Below are 17,980 nucleotides of genomic sequence, written 5' to 3'. Positions count from 1 at the left end.
CAACATGAAAAATTCAACTAAATATTTCGTGCTATTGATAGCTGTATTTTTTACAGTATCGTGCTCAACAGAATTTATAGACAATCCGCCAGAGGATAAATTAGTTTTAGATAATTTTTATTCTTCGGATGGACAAATATTAGGATCTGGCAGCGGACTCTATGGCCGTCCTTGGTTCTACTTTAATGAAAAGTTCATTTATGGACTAGATACCTATGCCGGTAATTCCGTAGGAGCTTATTCTGATTTAGCGCAATTTGAGAACTTCTCAGTAAATTCAAGCAATCAGTTTGTTTTTGAAGGCTGGCAATCATTGTTTAATGTTATAGCACAATCAAATACGCTGTTACATAACCTAGAAAAAAATGTTGGACCAGGAACTACCCCAGAAGTGGTTGAAAGAGTAAAAGGGGAAGCCTATTTTATGAGAGCCACCGCTTACTTTTATTTGGTTAGAACTTTTGGTGCCGTACCTATTTTAAATAGAATAGAGCAATATACTGATAAAATCCCTACCTATAGAAATACCGTGGATGATATATATAAATTCATTATCAATGATTACAAAGAAGCATATAAGCGTTTGCCTGCTGTAACGGGTAGTAATAATCTTGAAAAAGGAAGATTGATAAAAAGTGCCTGTGATGGAATGTTGTCAAAAGTTTATATAACTCGTAAAGACTATTCAAACGCAAAAATATATGCAGAAAAAGTAATAAATAGCGGTGATTATTCCCTTATCGCGGATTATGGATTACAGTTTAACAATCCAACATATAATAATAGTAGAGAATCAATATTTTCCTTGCAATGGGTAGGTTGTGTAGGATATGGATATGGTAATTCTGCTCAGGCCTATCTTACCCCAACGTCAGAAATAACAGGAGATTATTCTGGATGGAAAACTTTTTTGCCTAGTATAGATTTACGTAACGCTTACGAACCGGGAGATAAAAGAAGAAAAGCTACAATAATGCTACCTGGGGATTTTTATCCAGAATTAGTTACCAAAAAAGGTGGATACACAGTAAGTCCAAGCGGTTTTGGCGGCTCAATGGGTTGGAGAAAATATGTTATCGGTTCAGTAGCTGAATTTCCTGGTGCCTGTCCGCAGCAAACCAATCAAAATACAGCGATGTTACGCTATGCAGAAATATTATTAATACATGCAGAAGCTATATTAGCGGAGTCTGCTTCAACATCGTCAACCGTTGCTTTAGCATCATTTAATCAAGTGAGATCCAGAGCAGGTTTACCCGCAAAAACAAGTATTACGAAGAATGATGTTTTTAAAGAAAGACGAATTGAACTTGTTTTAGAAGGTGATTATTGGTACGATTTAGTTAGAAGAGATAGAGGCGAAGCAATAAATATTATTTCCAATCAGGAAAGAGGTGAATATAGTAACATTGCCTTATCAGTGGTCAATTCAAAGAAAGTGACACCTACCGCAAATTCTTTTTTAATTCCGATTCCTGCTTCTGAATTAGATGCAAACCCACTTCTGAGAGAAGATCCTGTTCCATTTAAATTTTAAGAAAAAAATATAAAACTATGAGTACAAAAATAAAAAATATTAGACATTTTCTAACATTCCTGATTGTTTGCTTAGTGCTCTCATCATGCGAAAATGACAATGAATCCAGCCAGGTCGCAATAGTAGACGGTTTTTATAGTCTAGACAATAGAACCTCTCCTCCTACTGAGAATAAAGATAAGGGGTATCCAGGAGATTTAGTGAAAGCGGAAGGAGCCGGATTGGGCAATGTTAAAAGCATTGAATTTGACAATTTAGTTAATGTTGTCTTCAATCCAGCTTTAAACTCTGACAAGTCTGTAATGTTTAATGTGTTTTTTGATGAAAAAAAAGGAAGCCGATTTGGCGTTCAAAAATTGAAAATCACCAAAGCGAGCGGCGAAGTTATCGTTTCTGATTTCGAAATTTTACAACCAAAAGTAGTGATCTCTGAAAAATTCGAACCTATAATTCCAAAAGTCGGAACAATGGTAACTGTGAATGGTATGTGGTTTTTTAATATCTCTTCCGTCAAGTTTGCAGGTGTACCGGTTAATTTTACTCGTGTTTATTCATCTTCTTTAACTTTTATTGTACCAGCAAATGCAATTGTTGGGGGCGATGTAGAAATTACAACTCCAGGAGGAACCGCAAAAAGATTTTTAGATATTGATCAAGGGTTTGATTTATACAGAGTAGCTGATTTTGACGGTGGAGGTTTACGTCCAAATAAAAATTGGAACAAATATGGTGATGCAAACAGTCTCACTTATCCATCTGCAGGTGGTATTTCAGGGATTTATGCTGAATTAACTTGGACTGGTGCACGTGCTAATGGTTACAATGGGTGCGAATCTAATGCCGGAAGTGCGTTATTGAATGCATCGGCAACAGATGCAACCAAAGCGTTCTACATCATTGACGTTAATTGTGGAGGAGCAATAGGAACAAAAATTGATTTACTAATTGTTGACAGCGATGGTGGAAACTGGGCTTATAGATATACAATTGCAACTACCGGATGGCAAACTATCGAAGCAAAAACATCGGATTTTGGAGCAAATTATGATCCAGCAAACCAAGGGCAAGGAGACGTAAATCCATCTAAAATTAACCAAGTTAAAATGACTATAGCACAAAATGCAGGAACCGTTAACCCATCTAAAGTTCAATGGGACAACATTAGATTTAAAGTTTTGCGTTAATTTAATCAGTATGAATAAATGTGAATTAGTTAAATGGTTGCTACATCAGGTTAGCAACCTTTTTTAAAAAATATTAAAAACGAAAAAATATAAAATTCAAATAAGGTTTAAAAATATTGAAGATGAAAAAAATTAAATTCAAACAAGTTTTCTTGTTTATATGTATTGGAATATTTGCTTTTTTAAGTTGTTCCAAAGATGAAGAAGCGACAGTTGCTCCTCTAGGTACTGCAACTGCCAATCTGGCTATCAATTTGACTAATTCTAGCTTTACCGCAAACTGGACTAGGGTGTATCGTGCGGAAAAATATTTATTAGATGTATCAACATCGGCTAGTTTTTCAACTTTTTTACCAAATTATAATGCCTTGCCAGTAACAGGATTAACTGCCGTTGTTTCGGGATTAAATCAAAAAACTAACTATTATTATAGGGTAAGAGCTGCTAAAGGAACCGAAATTTCGGCTTATTCAAATGTTATCACAGCAGAGACTATAAGTACTGGACCCGAACCTACAACTCCCCTAAAAGAAAAAGCCACCACCTTTTCTGTTGGAGTGGCGGTAAATTCATTTAATCTCACGGGTTTATACGATACCACTATTAGAAGAGAATTTAGTAGTATCACTGCAGAGAATGAAATGAAAATGCTAAATATCTTTACGAGTTCCGGAACCTATAATTGGGCAGAAGTGGATAAACTTTTGGCGTATGCCACTGCTAATAAACTTAATGTTCACGGTCATGCATTAATATGGCATAGTTCCATTCCAGAATGGTTAAAAAATTATTCTGGCACAGATGCCGCATTCGAATTAGAAATACAAAATTATATCACTGCAGTTGTTACTCATTGTAAAGGAAAAGTAAAAGCTTGGGATGTTGTAAATGAGGCTTTTAATGATGGTGGAGGAATGAGAAACACCCTTTTTAGACAGCGCATGGGCGCTGATTATGTAACAAAATGCTTCCGTTGGGCACGTGCAGCCGATCCAAATGTATTGTTATTTTATAATGACTACAATACTTCTTATGATATAAACAAACAAAATGCTGTATATACTTTAGTCGATGTGTTAAAAACAAATAATGTAATTGACGGCGTTGGAATTCAAATGCATATTAACTATGATGCGCCAACTAGGGCACAACTTACAGTTGATACCAATAGAATAGTTGAAAAGGGCTTAAAAGTACATTATTCTGAAGTTGATGTAAGAGCAAATTCTAATGATGGCAATATACTTACCACATTGACCCCTGAGCGAGAATTGGCTCAAAAGTTAAAATACAAAGAGCTAGTGCAAGTTTATAACGCAATTCCTGCCCTTACTAAATATGCAATCACGATGTGGGGTTTAAAAGATGACGACTCTTGGTTACTTAGCTTATACAATAGACCCGAGTGGCCATTATTATTTGATGCTAATTTTAACATTAAAAAAACACATACTGGTTTTCTTGAAGGTTTAGATTAAAAGTAGCGTACCCCAAAAAATATAACAAAAATGTTTTTAAAAAAAATATTTCTTTTTTTAGTGTTATTATTTATGTCAAATATTTCGGCACAAGTAGCTACTCATAAAGATTTTACTAAAAATTTTGAAGAAAGAGCTCGATATATAGTGTCAAAAATGACGGTGCAGGAGAAAGTTTCACAAATGACTTACAATTCTGTAGCAATAGACAGATTAGAAATTCCCGAAATGAACTGGTGGAACGAATGTTTACACGGTGTTGCCAGAGCGGGTATTGCTACAGTTTTTCCTCAAGGTATCGGAATGAGCGCTATGTGGGATAGAAAGCAGATGTTTACAATTTCGCATGCAATATCAGATGAGGCAAGAGCCAAACATCACGAGTTTGCAAACAGAAATAAAAGAGGAATACATCAAGGATTAACTTTTTGGACACCAAATATCAATATTTTTAGAGATCCAAGATGGGGTCGAGGAATGGAAACCTATGGCGAAGATCCCTATTTAACCGGAGAATTGGCGGTTCAGTTTATCAAAGGTTTGCAGGGTGATGACCCTAAATATTATAAATTAATTGCTACTGCGAAACACTTTGTAGCCCATAGCGGGCCAGAAGCATCTCGACATAGTTTCAATGTTGACCCGTCTCCTTTTGATATGATAAATACGTATAGCCCACAATTTAAAAAAGTGGTAAAAGAATCTGGTGTGTATTCCGTAATGTGTGCCTACAATAGTTACAAAGGATTGCCTTGCTGTGGAAATAAAGAATTGAGTGATTTACTAAGAAACGATTGGGGATTCAAAGGCTATATCGTTTCTGATTGTTGGGCGGTAAACGATTTTTATACTAAAGGAGCGCACGAAGTTGTCAAAACAAGAGAAGAGGCTTCTGCAATAGCTGTAAAAGCGGGTACCGATTTGAATTGTGGAGACTCCTATCCTTCTCTCGTGAAAGCTGTTAATGATGGTCTTATCACTGAATCTGAATTAAATGTTTCAGTAGAAAGACTGTTGGTTGCCAGAATGAAATTGGGATTGTTTGCCCCAAAAGGAGCTGTTAAATATGAAAACATTCCTTATTCAGTTGTTGACTCAGAAGCACATAAACTTTTGGCTTTGGAAGCCGCCAGAAAATCGATGGTTTTATTAAAAAACAACTCTATTTTACCATTGAGCAAAAAGCTTAAAAATATTGCAGTTATTGGGCCAAATGCCAATGATGTTGATGTTCTCTTAGGGAATTACAATGGTTTCCCTTCACATCCTGTTACCCCTTTACAGGGCATAATTAACAAATTACCAAATGTCAATGTGAAGTACGCTATAGGGTGCAAACTTGCTGATGGATTGCCGATTTTTGAAGCTATTCCTAATTCTTTTTTGTTTGCGGATTCATCTCTAAAAAATAAAGGATTAAATGCTGAGTATTTTTCAAATACCGAATTAAAAGGAGAACCTGTCCGCAAACAAGTAGACAAAAAAATAGATTTCTTGTGGGGAACTAAAGCTCCTTTCCCTGAAATGAGTTATGATCAATATTCGGTTCGCTGGACAGGATATTTATCGGTTCCAAAATCAGGAAGTTATGCCCTCGGAGGCGAATCCTATTCGGGTATGAAATTATATCTTGAAGACAAATTACTTGTAGAAAGTGATAATATGTATGAACCAAAAAAGGTTTATGAGTATGTTCAATTAATAGCGAACAAAAAATATAAAATCAAACTGGAATATAAACAAGACAATTCAGAACACGCTGTGATGCGATTCTTGTGGGAATCTCCACAAAGCAATCTCGAGCATGAAGCGATAGCATTAGCAAAAAAAGCAGATGTGATTATTTTATGTATGGGATTAAGTCCGCTTCTAGAAGGTGAAGAAATGAAAGTTAAAGTAGCTGGTTTTTCTGGAGGTGATCGTTTAGATATTAAATTACCCGCCTCGCAAACCAACCTGATGAAGAAAATTAGAGCATTAGGGAAACCAATGGTTTTAGTAATGCTTAACGGTAGTGCTCTTGCCATCAATTGGGAAAACGAAAATATTCCAGCTATTTTAGAAGCCTGGTATCCGGGTCAGGCCGGAGGAACAGCAATTGCCGATGTGCTGTTTGGAGATTACAATCCTTCGGGAAGATTGCCCTTAACTTTTTACAAAGATATTACTGATATTCCCGCTTTTGATGATTATAATATGAAAGGCAAAACCTATCGGTACTTTCAAGGGGCACCTTTATATGAGTTTGGTTTTGGATTGAGTTATACCACTTTTAAATATTCGAATTTCATTTTACCTGAAAGAAATAATACCAACAAAGAAATTCAAATTACAGTTGATGTTACCAATACTGGAAAAGCTGATGGGGATGAAGTCACCCAGGTTTATATGACCAATTCTAAAAAGGATGAGCAAAATACCATTAGAACATTAGTAGGTTTTGAAAGAACGTTTTTAAAAGCAGGCGAGACCAAAAAAGTTTCTTTTCTAATCAAGCCAGAGCAATTGGCACAAATCAACGCAAATAACACATTGGAAGTAAATAAAGGAGAAATTTTGTTTTCAATTGGAGGAATGCAACCCAACGAAACAAGAATTAAAGAAGAAAAAGTAATTGTCAAAAAAGTAACATTAGTAGGGACGACTTTTAAGATAATCAATTAAAAAATAATTTTAAAAAAATAATATACTATGCGAATATTCCGAAAAAGAATAGCAATGACCTTAGCAGTAGGCGTCTTGCTTATAGGGTGTAAAACCAAAATGGATTCCAGTTCAGGCGAAGCAAGTTTGAAAAACGCTTTTAAAAAGGATTTTTATATTGGGGCAGCTCTGAATAATGATCAAATTGAAGAAAAAAATGTCGGGGTTAATCAACTGATTGTGTCTCAATTTAATTCCATTACTCCTGAGAATATTATGAAGTGTGAAGTAATTCATCCACAATGGGACACTTATAATTTTGAAATGGCCGATAAATATGTGGCGTTTGGAAAGAAAAACAATATGTTTATTGTTGGCCACGCTCTGGTTTGGCACGAACAATTGGCTCCATTTGTTAAAAATATAAAAAGCAAAGATTCCTTACAATTATTTCTTTCCAATCACATCAAAACAGTTGCTGGGAAATATAACGGAAAAGTAATGGGTTGGGATGTTGTCAATGAAGCACTAAATGAAGATGGAACGTATCGAAAAACAATATTTTTTGAAAAATTAGGCGAAAACTATTTGATTGATGCGTTCAAATTTACTGAAAAAGCAGCTCCTAGAACGGAATTGTATTATAATGATTTTAATATCGAACAGGTTAAGAAAAGAGCGGGAGCCATTTCATTATTAAAAAAAATACAGGCAAGCGGTGCTCGAATAGATGGCGTTGGAATACAAGGACATTGGGGATTAGACAAACCTTCGCTTAATGAAATTGAAGAAAGTATCATTGCTTTTTCTGATTTAGGATTAAAGGTTATGATTACAGAATTTGATATTTCGGTTCTGCCAAATCCATATGATATGGTAGGGGCTGATCTAAGTAAAAATTTCGAAGAAGACCCTGCTATGAATCCTTATAAAAATGGTCTTCCGGTTGACATTCAAAATAAATTAACTCAGCGATATGTTGATATATTTAAGATTTTTATTAAACATAAAGATAAAATTAGCCGAGTTACTTTTTGGGGTGTCAATGACAGTGGGAGTTGGTTAAACAATTGGCCTATCAAAAACAGAACAAATTACCCTTTGCTTTTTGATAGGAACAATCAACCTAAAGCGGTATACGATCAGGTAATTGCTTTAAAAAAACAATAGAGCTGATAAAGAGTTTCATTTTTCTAAATTTTTATAATTAATCGTACTATGAATAATTCCTCCCATAAACTTTCTATTACAGAGAAAGTAGGTTACAGTTTAGGAGACTTTGCGGCCAATCTTATTTTTCAAACTTTAATGACATTTTTGGCTTTTTTCTACACTGATGTTTATAAAATACCAGCAGGTACTGCGAGTGCCATCATTTTCTTTGGTGGTTTTGTAGGAGCCTTTTTCAATATTATCATGGGTGTTATTGCTGATCGTACCAGAACCAGATGGGGGAAATTCAGGCCTTGGATTCTATGGACCTCACTCCCCTTTGGAATCATAGCAATATTAGCTTTCTCGACACCCGATTTTAGTGCGAATGGTAAAATAATTTACGCGCTAGTCACTTATTTTTTACTAATATTAATTTATTCTGCTAATAATCTACCATATTCCGCCTTAAGTGGCGTATTGACTGGAGATATGAAACAAAGAAACAGTTTGTCTTCCTATCGGTTTGTGGCTGTGATGTTTGCACAATTTATCATACAATCGTTGTTGTTGCCTTTGGTTTTAATTTTAGGTCACGGAGATAAAGCAGTGGGATTCAAAAATACTATGATGATTTTTGCCATTGCTGGGGTGGTTTGTTTTTTGATAACTTTTTTCACTACAAAAGAAAGAATCATACCAGCAAAGGAACAAGAATCTTCTATCAAACAAGATCTAACTGATTTATCTAAAAATAAACCTTGGATAATAATGCTTTTAGTTACAATTTTTGTTTTTATTACACTTTCACTAAAAGGAGGAATGTATATCTATTATTTTAAATATTATTTAGATCCTGTCGCTCAGGCTACTTTCTTGAATAATGTTGGTTTTAATAATTTCATTGCAGGACTGAACAATAGTTTAACAGGGATGGGACTCACCGAGTTTCAATGGCCAAAAGACGTACCTACCTCTGCCTTTAGCTTGTTTAATGCAGGAGGAATTCTTTTTATGATTTTTGGAATTCTCTTTTCTAAACCATTAGCAGATCGATTTGGAAAGAGAAATATTTTTATCACTTTTTTATTCTTATCAGCGCTAAGCTTGGTATTATTCAATTTCTATTCTAAAACATCTATTGAACTTGTATTCCTAACGCAAATTGCACACGGTTTTCTATACGGAATTACCATTCCTTTATTGTGGGCAATGATTGCAGATGTTGCAGATTATAGTGAATGGAAAAACAACCGTAGAGCCACAGCCATAATTTTCTCGGCGATGATTTTTGGACTTAAAGTAGGATTGAGTATCGGTGGCGCATTGGGAGCCGCATTACTCTCCAGATATGGGTATGTTGCCGAAGCTGCAAATCAAGCAGAAACCGCCATTGACGGAATAAAATTGTCTGTGAGTATCTATCCTGGACTAATTTTTATTGCCAGTGCGGGTCTATTATGCTTCTTTTTGATTGATAAAAAAATGGAAATGCAACTCGAAAGTGACTTAAAAGAAAGAAGATTAAATACAAATAATTAATAACTGATACAATGCCAGAAGAAAGTATCGAACATATTGATTTTGACGAAGTAAACAAAAAAGCTATTTCACAACCCTTAATTAAACATATGTATACCGCAGATCCATCTGCACATGTGTTTGACGGAAAAATTTATATTTATCCATCACATGATATTGAAGCTGGAATTCCATTTAACGATTTAGGTGACCATTTCGGGATGGAAGATTATCATGTTATATCAATGGACAGCCCCAATGGTGAAGCTAGAGATAATGGCGTAGCACTTCACGTTAAAGATGTGCCATGGGCTGAAAGACAAATGTGGGCGCCCGATGCAGCAACCAAAGACGGAAAATATTTTTTGTATTTCCCAGCTAAAAAAGCGGATGGAATTTTTCAAATAGGAGTCGCGATAAGTAATTCGCCTGTAGGTCCTTTTATTGCTGAACCTAAAGCTATAGAAGGAAGTTATTCTATAGATCCTGCAGTATTTTGTGATGAAGATGGAAGTTATTATATGTATTTTGGTGGAATATGGGGCGGTCAATTGCAGAGTTATAGAAATAATGTTTATAATGTAAACAATCAAGAACCAAAGGCTAACGAAACAGCTTTAGGTCCAAAAATGGCAAAACTTTCTAATGATATGAAAAGTTTTGTCGAAGAGGTTCGAGAAATTGAAATTCTTGATGAAAATAGTAATCGATTGATAGCAGGAGATACTGATCGCCGTTTTTTTGAAGCTTCTTGGATGCACAAATACAATGGCAAATATTATTTTTCGTATTCTACAGGAGACACTCATTTTATTTGTTATGCCATCGGAGACAATTCTTATGGTCCATTCACATACCAAGGAAAAATTTTGAATCCGGTAATTGGCTGGACATCTCATCATTCTATTTGTGAGTTCGAAAATAAATGGTATCTGTTTTATCACGATTCAAGCCTCTCAAAAGGTGTTACTCATTTAAGATCAATTAAATTGGCGGAGATTAGCTATGATAAAAATGGTAAAATTCAAACAATTAATCCATACAGAGAGTAAATCAATTTTTAATTCTTTTTTGTATTTAGTGTAAACCACCTTTTTTAAACAAAATGCCGACTAAACTATACTGGGATGGATTTTGTCTTGTTTGGCAAAAGCAATGATTGCTTCGTCATTATTGTTGTGGGCCAAATTCTTTTTAAATTTATTCCAATCTTCGTCATTAATCAGGCTGTTTTGGGCAAAATGATCTGCTTGTTTTTCTTCTGTCGAGTTTTTGTATTCTTCTTCTTCGTTTTTATTTTCCAGGTCAATAAACTCCGCGGTGTCGTTATTTACCAAATGTTTGTAAATATGTCCCAATTCGTGAAACAGGGTAAAGGCGAAATTATCCAAGCGATTGTGCCTCAATGTCATTCTAATGGCCGGATTTCCATTACTCCAAAAAGAAATACCATCCACCAGTGTTTTTTCTCCTTTTGCCTGATAGACCAACTTGGTGCTTTTTATATTATAAGTTCATCAGTAGACTGATTTTTAGGTCAATAAAAATTCAAGCTTGGTATCTTTTTGTGTCCAGCTAGGTACTAAATACAATAAAAAACTAATACTAGACAAAATATCTAGATTAGTGTCTAATGTTTGAAAACTAATTTTAGACAGTTATTCGCGTTAAGTGTCAAATTGATACTGAAAAGTTATTTCAAAAACCGTGAAAGAAATTTTTTTTGGAGCGTTGGCAAAGGAGTGGCAACTGAAATGTAAAATGTCCTTTTTACCACCGATCGAAAAAGTTATTCTCGCTATTGGAAAAGTAATTAGTGAAATGAAGCAAGCAAAGACTAGAATTTACGGACACTTGGACTAAATGAAAGGTTTGTGAAGATGAATGAGATAATGGGTTGTGAAAATTGCTTTAACTACCCACCACATCTACCCACTTATGGTAGTTCATACTTGATAATCCAATGCCCGCTTTTGGTATTTCCTTTTCGTTCTAGAAGTCCTAAATCTTTTAAAAAATCTATGTTTTTGTCAATGGCAGAGCCGTTTAAGCCGATTATAGATTCGAGTTCTCTTTTGGAAATTTTAGGATTTAAATAAATATTTTTTAAAATTTCAATCCTGTTTTCAGAAAGATTATCTACCCACCGAACTACCCACCTTTCAAATTCGATTGGTCTTCTAAAAGTTACAGTAAACATTCCATCGGTATTGAATTCTGGGGGTGTTAATCCTTCTAGCTTCATTAAATCACGCATTCTGCTAATACCCGAACCTATTTGTTCTACTAAACGCATTCTCTCGAATAATCCGAAAATTAGAGGATTTCGGCTTGAACTTTTTTTGCCAAATTCATTTTTAGCAATCGAATTTACTAATCCGCCAGGATTAGTAACCTCAACACGATCATTGAATAATTCAATTGTAATTCTACCGCCTTTGTCGTAATAATCTCTGTGAGCCAATGAATTGATGATGGCTTCTTTGAAAACAATTTCTGGAATTTCCCATAATTCTTTCCTTGCTTTTCCGCCTTCTCCCTCAATATCATAACGCACATTTAGTTTGGATTTAAGCCAAATCATACTTTGTTGGTATTGTTGAAAAAGTGTGCCTCCCATTATTTTATCATCAATAATGTATCTTTTATCCAAACCATCGAAAGCGACACAACGAATAACTGCTTTTTCAAAAAAGTGTTCCGGTTCTTTGGCAAAAAATAAAACTCCACCATTTTTTAAATGACCATTGCTACTAATTAATTTCAAATTACTAAAAACTTGCTCGTCTGAAGTATTGTTTACTAATCCTGCTTCAAAACGGAATGTATCAATATTTGCTTTTGGAATGTGTTTTTTGATGTCAATTTCTTTACAAGAAGCTTCGTCGAAATATATTTTTTCAGCTTGCTGAAAAAAGTTTCTCATTTCTTCAACAGTTGTTAGTTTTTGAGAGTTTGGACCTTGCCTAACATAAATTGCGCCTGATAAAACGTAAGGTTTGTTTTGACCAGATGGGACTTCTATAACTGCTACATTTTTACCTTCAACTTCAACTATGTAAAATTCACATTGCAATGATGGCGAAATTTCCCCGATAGAGTTTTGTATTGCTGAACGTTTGGAATTATCAATAGTAACACCTTTGATTGTATTTTTATCATCAACACCAATTAACAAAACTCCGCCAGAAGCATTTGCAAAAGCACATACTTCTTCAGTAACACTTTTTAGATTGGTTGGTACTCTTTCTTTGAATTCGGCATTATATCCTTCTCCAGAGCTGACTATTGATTTTATTTCGGTTGAGTTGAGCATTTTGTTTTTAAATAATATTTTTCAAAAATAAACTATATATTAGTTGTAACCAATATATTGTAGTTTCTCATTCTCACTTTTGCAATTCAATACTACATTAGGAATATCTTTCCAAAAATCATTATTAAATTTAAAATTAAAGGACAAAACATATTTGCCTTTTGGAGAAAAAATATGTTCTTCATATTGACTATATAATAAGATTTGAATTTTTACTGGCATTTTCGGTAAAATTATTAATTCATCTTTTAAAATTAGATTTTCAATAGTTCCATTATGAGAAATTTTCATTTCAAAAAATGGACTTGGTTTTAAAAAGTTATCTATAATTGCAGGTCCAGAAAGTCCAATAGGTAATATTTTTGATATTAATTTTACACTAGTCAAAAGAATAGTTTTATCAAGGTTATTTATAAAATTGAAATTCAAAATTGGAAAGGCAGATTTATTTGTATTGTCAATTTTAAAGGCATTTGGCACATCTACAATTGGCTCCCATCCACAATTTTCACTATCAATAGTAACAGAAATAAATTGAACACTAGAATTATTGCTTTTAGTTTTAAATTTAACATCGTTAGTCTCTTGAAATGTAATTTCATTATTATCTGCTTTTTTATGACAAATTGAACACAATAGAATTAAATTATCAGAATTATTATTAGATGGATTTTTATCAATATGATGTATTTCAAAATATGCTACATCTTCATTGTTGCAAAATGGACATTTAGAGTTTACTTCTTGTTGAAGAATTGCTCTGACTTTATTAACTTGAGGAATTGGAATTCTTGTTTTCTTTGCCATTTCTTTTTTTTTAAATACTCCATTCACTCATAAACTCTCTTTTTCTTTCTTGCTCAATATCCATTTTAGAATAAATAATTCTTTCTTCTAATATTTTTATATGCTCCAAATAATCAAGATTTTTAAGATTTTCAATAAACTCTTTTACTTTTTCTAATTCAGAAATTTTATATTGAATTCTTGGAATTCGACTGCCTGAATATGTTGTACTTGTAACATATAAATCAAGTCTATTGAAAAATTCTATCGTATTGTTTTTTTGCAATAAGATTGATAGAAAATAGAACCGTTTATCATTAAATTTTGATACAACTATATTAAATATTCTTCTTAATTGTTTTAGATCCGTAGTTGAAGTAATTAGTGAAATAAGAAAATTTAATTCTTTTTCATCGTTTCCTTTAAAAATGGTTGCTACTTCAGATGAACTATTTGTCCAAAAATCATCAAACTTATTTGTAAATTTAATTATGTCTTTAAAAATAGTTATATAATTGTTTGAATCCCATAATTTAGAAAAATCATTCTCAAGTAAATCTCTCTTGCTTAAATATGTTTTATCTTCAAAATTAGATTTTAATAATTGATTAATAAATTTTGGATTTTTATCTAAAATCAATTTTAATAAATCTAATTGGTAATCAAAATGTCTCTCTTGCTGGTCTAAAAAAAGGTATATTTGTTCTATACTATTTAAGTTTTTAGTAAAAACTTCCTGATACTCATTATCTAAAAACTCAAAAAAACGATGACTTATATAAACGTGGTTTTTAGAAAGTGTTTTTTGTAATAAAATATTTAAAACCTTACTTAATTCTTCTTCAACATCAATATTTAAATGTTCTATTTTCTTAAATATATCTTCTAAAAAAGATATATTATTTACATAATCATTTTGCAGAAAATCGAAGAATAGTTTATAATCTTTAACAGTTATAAGCTCGATAGGAATGTTAAGTAATAAAGCAATAATATTTCCAGAAGCTTTCTCGCTTTTTAAAATAAAACTTTTTAATTGGAGTGATTTTTTTGTATCATATTTTATGCTATTAAATATATCTCGTGTAAAAATATTTGAGGAGTACTTATAATTGAATAGAATTTTAAAAACTTTTAAAAATAAATCAAAATCATTTTTTGCAAGTTGCGCAACTATACTAGAAATTGAATCTAAAATTATTGAATATCCTTTAAAGTAATTTTCTTTATGAATGTAGATTATATCAATTTGTTTAAATAACTTACTATAATCTGATAATTGATAAACTACAGTAGCTTTTAGTAGAGCTTTTTTATTGTCTTCGGCTCTTTCGTTTAGCAATAACCATAAATCAAATTCTTTATTTTTAAATTTTGTTTCTAATGTTTTAATATATGTCACTTTAGAATATTTCAATTTTCTTAAATAATCATAAACTATGGAAGATTCTCTAAAAGATTTTCTTGACAAATATTTATTAAAAAAAGTAATTACTAAATCTCTATCAAATTCAATAACTTTTTTATTTTGATTGTTGAAATATGATGATTTATGATTTTCAAAAAAAGTATAAACATTTTCTCTTAAGTTTAAATCATTGTAACATTCAAAACAAAACATCCATAATTTAGTTCTAAATTCTTTATGCTTTTCAGTCAGAATAATTGGAACTTGACCGAAATACATTTTATTACCATCACTTGATGTACAGTTATAACTATCAACTAAAAATTTTGGAGCTATAAACAATATTATTTTTGAGTAAAACGCCTTATTAATATCAATTTTAGAATACAAAAAATCTAATAGTCTTACTTGAGTATTGTAATCCGTTTCGTAGCTGTATTGTGAATAAACAAATGATTGTTTGTAAACTTTTAATAATTTTGAAAATACAAATTCACTAGACAAACCATATTTCAATAAAATTTCTAAAGCAAATTCAAATTTATCGTGTAATTGTTGAAAATTTATTAATATGTCTATGATTTTATCATCATACGATTGAGTACAATTACTTTTATAGACTTCAAATTTATAATTCAAGTAATTTTTATCTTCAGAAGGATTTATTAACGAGTTTATATATATTAATGTTTCAGATGGCAAGTAAAACCAAAAGTCTTTTAGAAACCTCAAAGCATTATCAACATCCTTTATATCTGACCATTTTGCTTTTATGTCATCAATAATCATAACTTTTATGTCATCAAACCCATAATTACTTACAATTGGTGTTAATAATTTCATCAATGAAAATTTATGATTATCGAAATGAATATCTATCAATAATTTGAAATTCAATTTCTTTTCTTTTACAAAAATCAAATAGAATATATACTCGCCTAATATTTGATCAGCAATTTTATAGGTGTTTTTATATTCATCAGCAATTTCATTATCAAATAAAGTTTTAAGTTTTTCAATTAATGTATTCTTTGAAATATTAAAATACTTTTCAATTTCATCTATAGTTAAAGTGTTAGATATATCGATAACTCTGAACAATGATAATATACCAGCAACTTTTAACAAATCCTCATCATCCCTTATATTTTCACTAACCGAAGAAAAATACTCTTCGAGAATTATTGAAGCATTTGTTAACTTATGAATATCATTATTCTTTCCTGCTATTGCCCCCATTATTGCAATTCTAGGATTTCCTTTAGATATCGAATAAATTTTATCTGCATAATACTTTGTAATATTAAAACTAGAAGATTGCAATATTTTATTTAATTCTATTTTCTCAAAGTTTTTTAACTCAATTTCTGAAAATTTATTTAGAAAATTTTCTACTTCACTCTTTACATAATTTCTAACTGTAAGAATAATTTTTATTTTGCCGTTTTTAAATTCATTTTTAAAGTTCAAGATTAATTCTAAATTACTCTTTAACTTATTTGCATCATCAACTACAATTAGATAAGAATTACTTTGTAATAATTGAATTTTTAAATCGTCCCAAATACTTTGATTGCCATTATTTTTGATGTACTTTATTATACATTCTGGATTACTTAATTTATATTTTTTAACTAGTTCTAATGAAAATTTAGTTTTTCCGACACCAGCTTGACCTGAAATGAGTAAAACATCAGTATTATTTAGATATTCATTTGCCTTTTTTAAATCATCCTCTCTATTGAAAAACTTATTTGACAAAGGCGTTGCAAATTTTGATTTCTCATATTGAACGATAAAATCTTCAATTTCTAAAATTTGACCTGTATCGATTGGAAAACCTAATTCTTTTGAAATTTGAGGATAATCTCTAAATATTATTGTAGCAAATGAATCAATCCCAATAATTTCCAAATCAGTATTTGTACCAAAACTATTTTTGTAATTATTTAATTCCTCTTGTATTTTAATTGTTATTTCTCCATTACAGATTAGAATTATTTTTACAATTTTAGAAGCTGAAATTTCTTTTTGTATGAAACAATGCTCTATATCTTTTTTTAATTTAGGTACGAGCTGTTTTTTGTCAATTGTTGTAATCTCATTAAAAATGTAGAAATCTTTGTAAGGAATAAAATTATCTGGAGTACCTTTTTTTGATTTTTCTTTACCAACTACAAAACCTGTAGAATTAACGATATTGTATTTATACGAAAGATATAATCTACAAATATTAGCAAACTTATCTGGATTGCAACTTAATAGTGCTTGTTCAATACTTGTTATCATTGTAGCGGTTTAGATTACAAAAATAACGATATTTTTTCAAGAATTTATTTGTCAATATAGAATTTCAATTGGTATAATTCAATCAAGTTTACTTGATTAGTTTCTAACTGTCCAATCTCTATAAATGCGAGATCATTTGCAAATGATTTTTCTCCTAGTAAGTGTTCCAAGTGAATATATACAGCTTCTTTTAATCTTGGGTTGTCTTTGTAAACTATATAATTTTTGATGTGGACTCTAATTCCTACTTCTAAAGGTTTGTTTTGAATTTCTAGAAGTTCGAAATACATTTCGCTAATTTTTAGAATAATGCCGTAATATTCAAATGGTTTGTCTGCGCAGTTTTTGTATCTGATTAAATTTGTTTCGGGTTGTAAAAAGGCTATTATTTGCCAACTTTCTATAATCGGAGCGTAATGCACCAGTAGTTCAACTTCTTTGAATAAATACGGATTCCCATTTGCCGTAATGATTAGTTCCGCACTTTTATTTTTGTTTTTTATAATCAGATTGAGGTCTTTATTTTAAAGATGCAGAACTGAAATTAACTTGTCAAAATGAATTTTGAGTTCGTCGTTTGGGATTTCATTTAGTAGTAGAAAAACAAAGTTATTTTGTTTGAAGTAATTCCAGAAGTTGGTTATTTGGTTCATCGTTTGTCTTTTA

At 31.7% G+C, this 17,980-nt stretch carries 12 protein-coding genes; 7 read left to right on the top strand and 5 right to left on the bottom strand.

Going from position 1 to position 17,980, the window contains the following annotated elements; genetic code table 11:
- Window positions 1-28: 28 nt before the first annotated feature.
- The 7 genes from RMO83_RS08920 to RMO83_RS08890 all read left to right on the top strand — a co-directional run bounded on the left by RMO83_RS08920 (window position 29) and on the right by RMO83_RS08890 (window position 10,567).
- Window positions 29-1,537, top strand: a complete 1,509-nt coding sequence (locus RMO83_RS08920; RefSeq protein ID WP_310559331.1) for a RagB/SusD family nutrient uptake outer membrane protein — start codon at window positions 29-31, stop codon at window positions 1,535-1,537.
- A 17-nt stretch (window positions 1,538-1,554) separates the two neighbouring features.
- On the top strand, window positions 1,555-2,721 hold the full coding sequence (locus RMO83_RS08915) for an IPT/TIG domain-containing protein (protein ID WP_310559330.1): 1,167 nt from the start codon (window positions 1,555-1,557) through the stop codon (window positions 2,719-2,721).
- Window positions 2,722-2,843: 122 nt separating this feature from the next.
- Entirely contained in the window at window positions 2,844-4,199 is a 1,356-nt protein-coding gene (locus RMO83_RS08910) for an endo-1,4-beta-xylanase (protein ID WP_310559329.1), read from the top strand.
- A gap of 72 nt (window positions 4,200-4,271) precedes the next feature.
- A complete protein-coding gene (locus RMO83_RS08905; protein WP_310559328.1) occupies window positions 4,272-6,863 on the top strand; it encodes a glycoside hydrolase family 3 C-terminal domain-containing protein in 2,592 nt (863 codons plus the stop codon).
- Between the two features lie 27 nt (window positions 6,864-6,890).
- A complete protein-coding gene (locus RMO83_RS08900; protein WP_310559327.1) occupies window positions 6,891-8,012 on the top strand; it encodes an endo-1,4-beta-xylanase in 1,122 nt (373 codons plus the stop codon).
- 48 nt (window positions 8,013-8,060) lie between these two features.
- Window positions 8,061-9,536, top strand: coding sequence for an MFS transporter (locus RMO83_RS08895; protein WP_310559326.1), 1,476 nt, complete (start codon window positions 8,061-8,063; stop codon window positions 9,534-9,536).
- An 11-nt stretch (window positions 9,537-9,547) separates the two neighbouring features.
- The gene (locus tag RMO83_RS08890; protein WP_310559325.1) at window positions 9,548-10,567 is read left to right on the top strand and encodes a glycoside hydrolase family 43 protein; all 1,020 of its coding nucleotides are present in this window, start codon (window positions 9,548-9,550) and stop codon (window positions 10,565-10,567) included.
- A gap of 60 nt (window positions 10,568-10,627) precedes the next feature.
- Here RMO83_RS08890 and RMO83_RS08885 read toward each other — a convergent pair whose 3' ends face one another.
- The 5 genes from RMO83_RS08885 to RMO83_RS08865 form a co-directional block, all read right to left on the bottom strand.
- Window positions 10,628-11,005 (bottom strand): ImmA/IrrE family metallo-endopeptidase, encoded by a 378-nt coding sequence (locus RMO83_RS08885; protein ID WP_310559324.1) that lies wholly within the window; start codon window positions 11,003-11,005, stop codon window positions 10,628-10,630.
- A 446-nt stretch (window positions 11,006-11,451) separates the two neighbouring features.
- Window positions 11,452-12,831, bottom strand: a complete 1,380-nt coding sequence (locus tag RMO83_RS08880) for a helix-turn-helix domain-containing protein (RefSeq protein ID WP_310559323.1) — start codon at window positions 12,829-12,831, stop codon at window positions 11,452-11,454.
- Between the two features lie 39 nt (window positions 12,832-12,870).
- A complete protein-coding gene (locus RMO83_RS08875; protein WP_310559322.1) occupies window positions 12,871-13,638 on the bottom strand; it encodes an HNH endonuclease in 768 nt (255 codons plus the stop codon).
- Window positions 13,639-13,648: 10 nt separating this feature from the next.
- Complete coding sequence (locus RMO83_RS08870) at window positions 13,649-17,314, bottom strand: hypothetical protein (RefSeq protein ID WP_310559321.1); 3,666 nt, start codon at window positions 17,312-17,314, stop codon at window positions 13,649-13,651.
- Between the two features lie 44 nt (window positions 17,315-17,358).
- Complete coding sequence (locus tag RMO83_RS08865) at window positions 17,359-17,604, bottom strand: hypothetical protein (RefSeq protein ID WP_310559320.1); 246 nt, start codon at window positions 17,602-17,604, stop codon at window positions 17,359-17,361.
- Between the last annotated feature and the right edge of the window lie 376 nt (window positions 17,605-17,980).

The sequence above is a fragment of the Flavobacterium sp. genome (assembly GCF_031423415.1).
In the GTDB taxonomy this organism is placed as follows: domain Bacteria; phylum Bacteroidota; class Bacteroidia; order Flavobacteriales; family Flavobacteriaceae; genus Flavobacterium.
The sequence above is the reverse complement of the archived record's forward strand: the minus strand, read 5'-3'. Positions and strand labels throughout refer to the sequence as shown.

Excerpts from the sequence above, each read along its gene's own strand:
- RMO83_RS08915 (WP_310559330.1), top strand. The coding sequence starts at position 1,555 with ATGAGTACAAAAATAAAAAATATTAGACATTTTCTAACATTCCTGATT.
- RMO83_RS08910 (WP_310559329.1), top strand. The coding sequence starts at position 2,844 with ATGAAAAAAATTAAATTCAAACAAGTTTTCTTGTTTATATGTATTGGA.
- RMO83_RS08905 (WP_310559328.1), top strand. The coding sequence starts at position 4,272 with ATGTCAAATATTTCGGCACAAGTAGCTACTCATAAAGATTTTACTAAA.
- RMO83_RS08900 (WP_310559327.1), top strand. The coding sequence starts at position 6,891 with ATGCGAATATTCCGAAAAAGAATAGCAATGACCTTAGCAGTAGGCGTC.
- RMO83_RS08895 (WP_310559326.1), top strand. The coding sequence starts at position 8,061 with ATGAATAATTCCTCCCATAAACTTTCTATTACAGAGAAAGTAGGTTAC.
- RMO83_RS08890 (WP_310559325.1), top strand. The coding sequence starts at position 9,548 with ATGCCAGAAGAAAGTATCGAACATATTGATTTTGACGAAGTAAACAAA.
- RMO83_RS08880 (WP_310559323.1), bottom strand. The coding sequence starts at position 12,831 with ATGCTCAACTCAACCGAAATAAAATCAATAGTCAGCTCTGGAGAAGGA.
- RMO83_RS08875 (WP_310559322.1), bottom strand. The coding sequence starts at position 13,638 with ATGGCAAAGAAAACAAGAATTCCAATTCCTCAAGTTAATAAAGTCAGA.
- RMO83_RS08870 (WP_310559321.1), bottom strand. The coding sequence starts at position 17,314 with ATGATAACAAGTATTGAACAAGCACTATTAAGTTGCAATCCAGATAAG.
- RMO83_RS08865 (WP_310559320.1), bottom strand. The coding sequence starts at position 17,604 with ATGTATTTCGAACTTCTAGAAATTCAAAACAAACCTTTAGAAGTAGGA.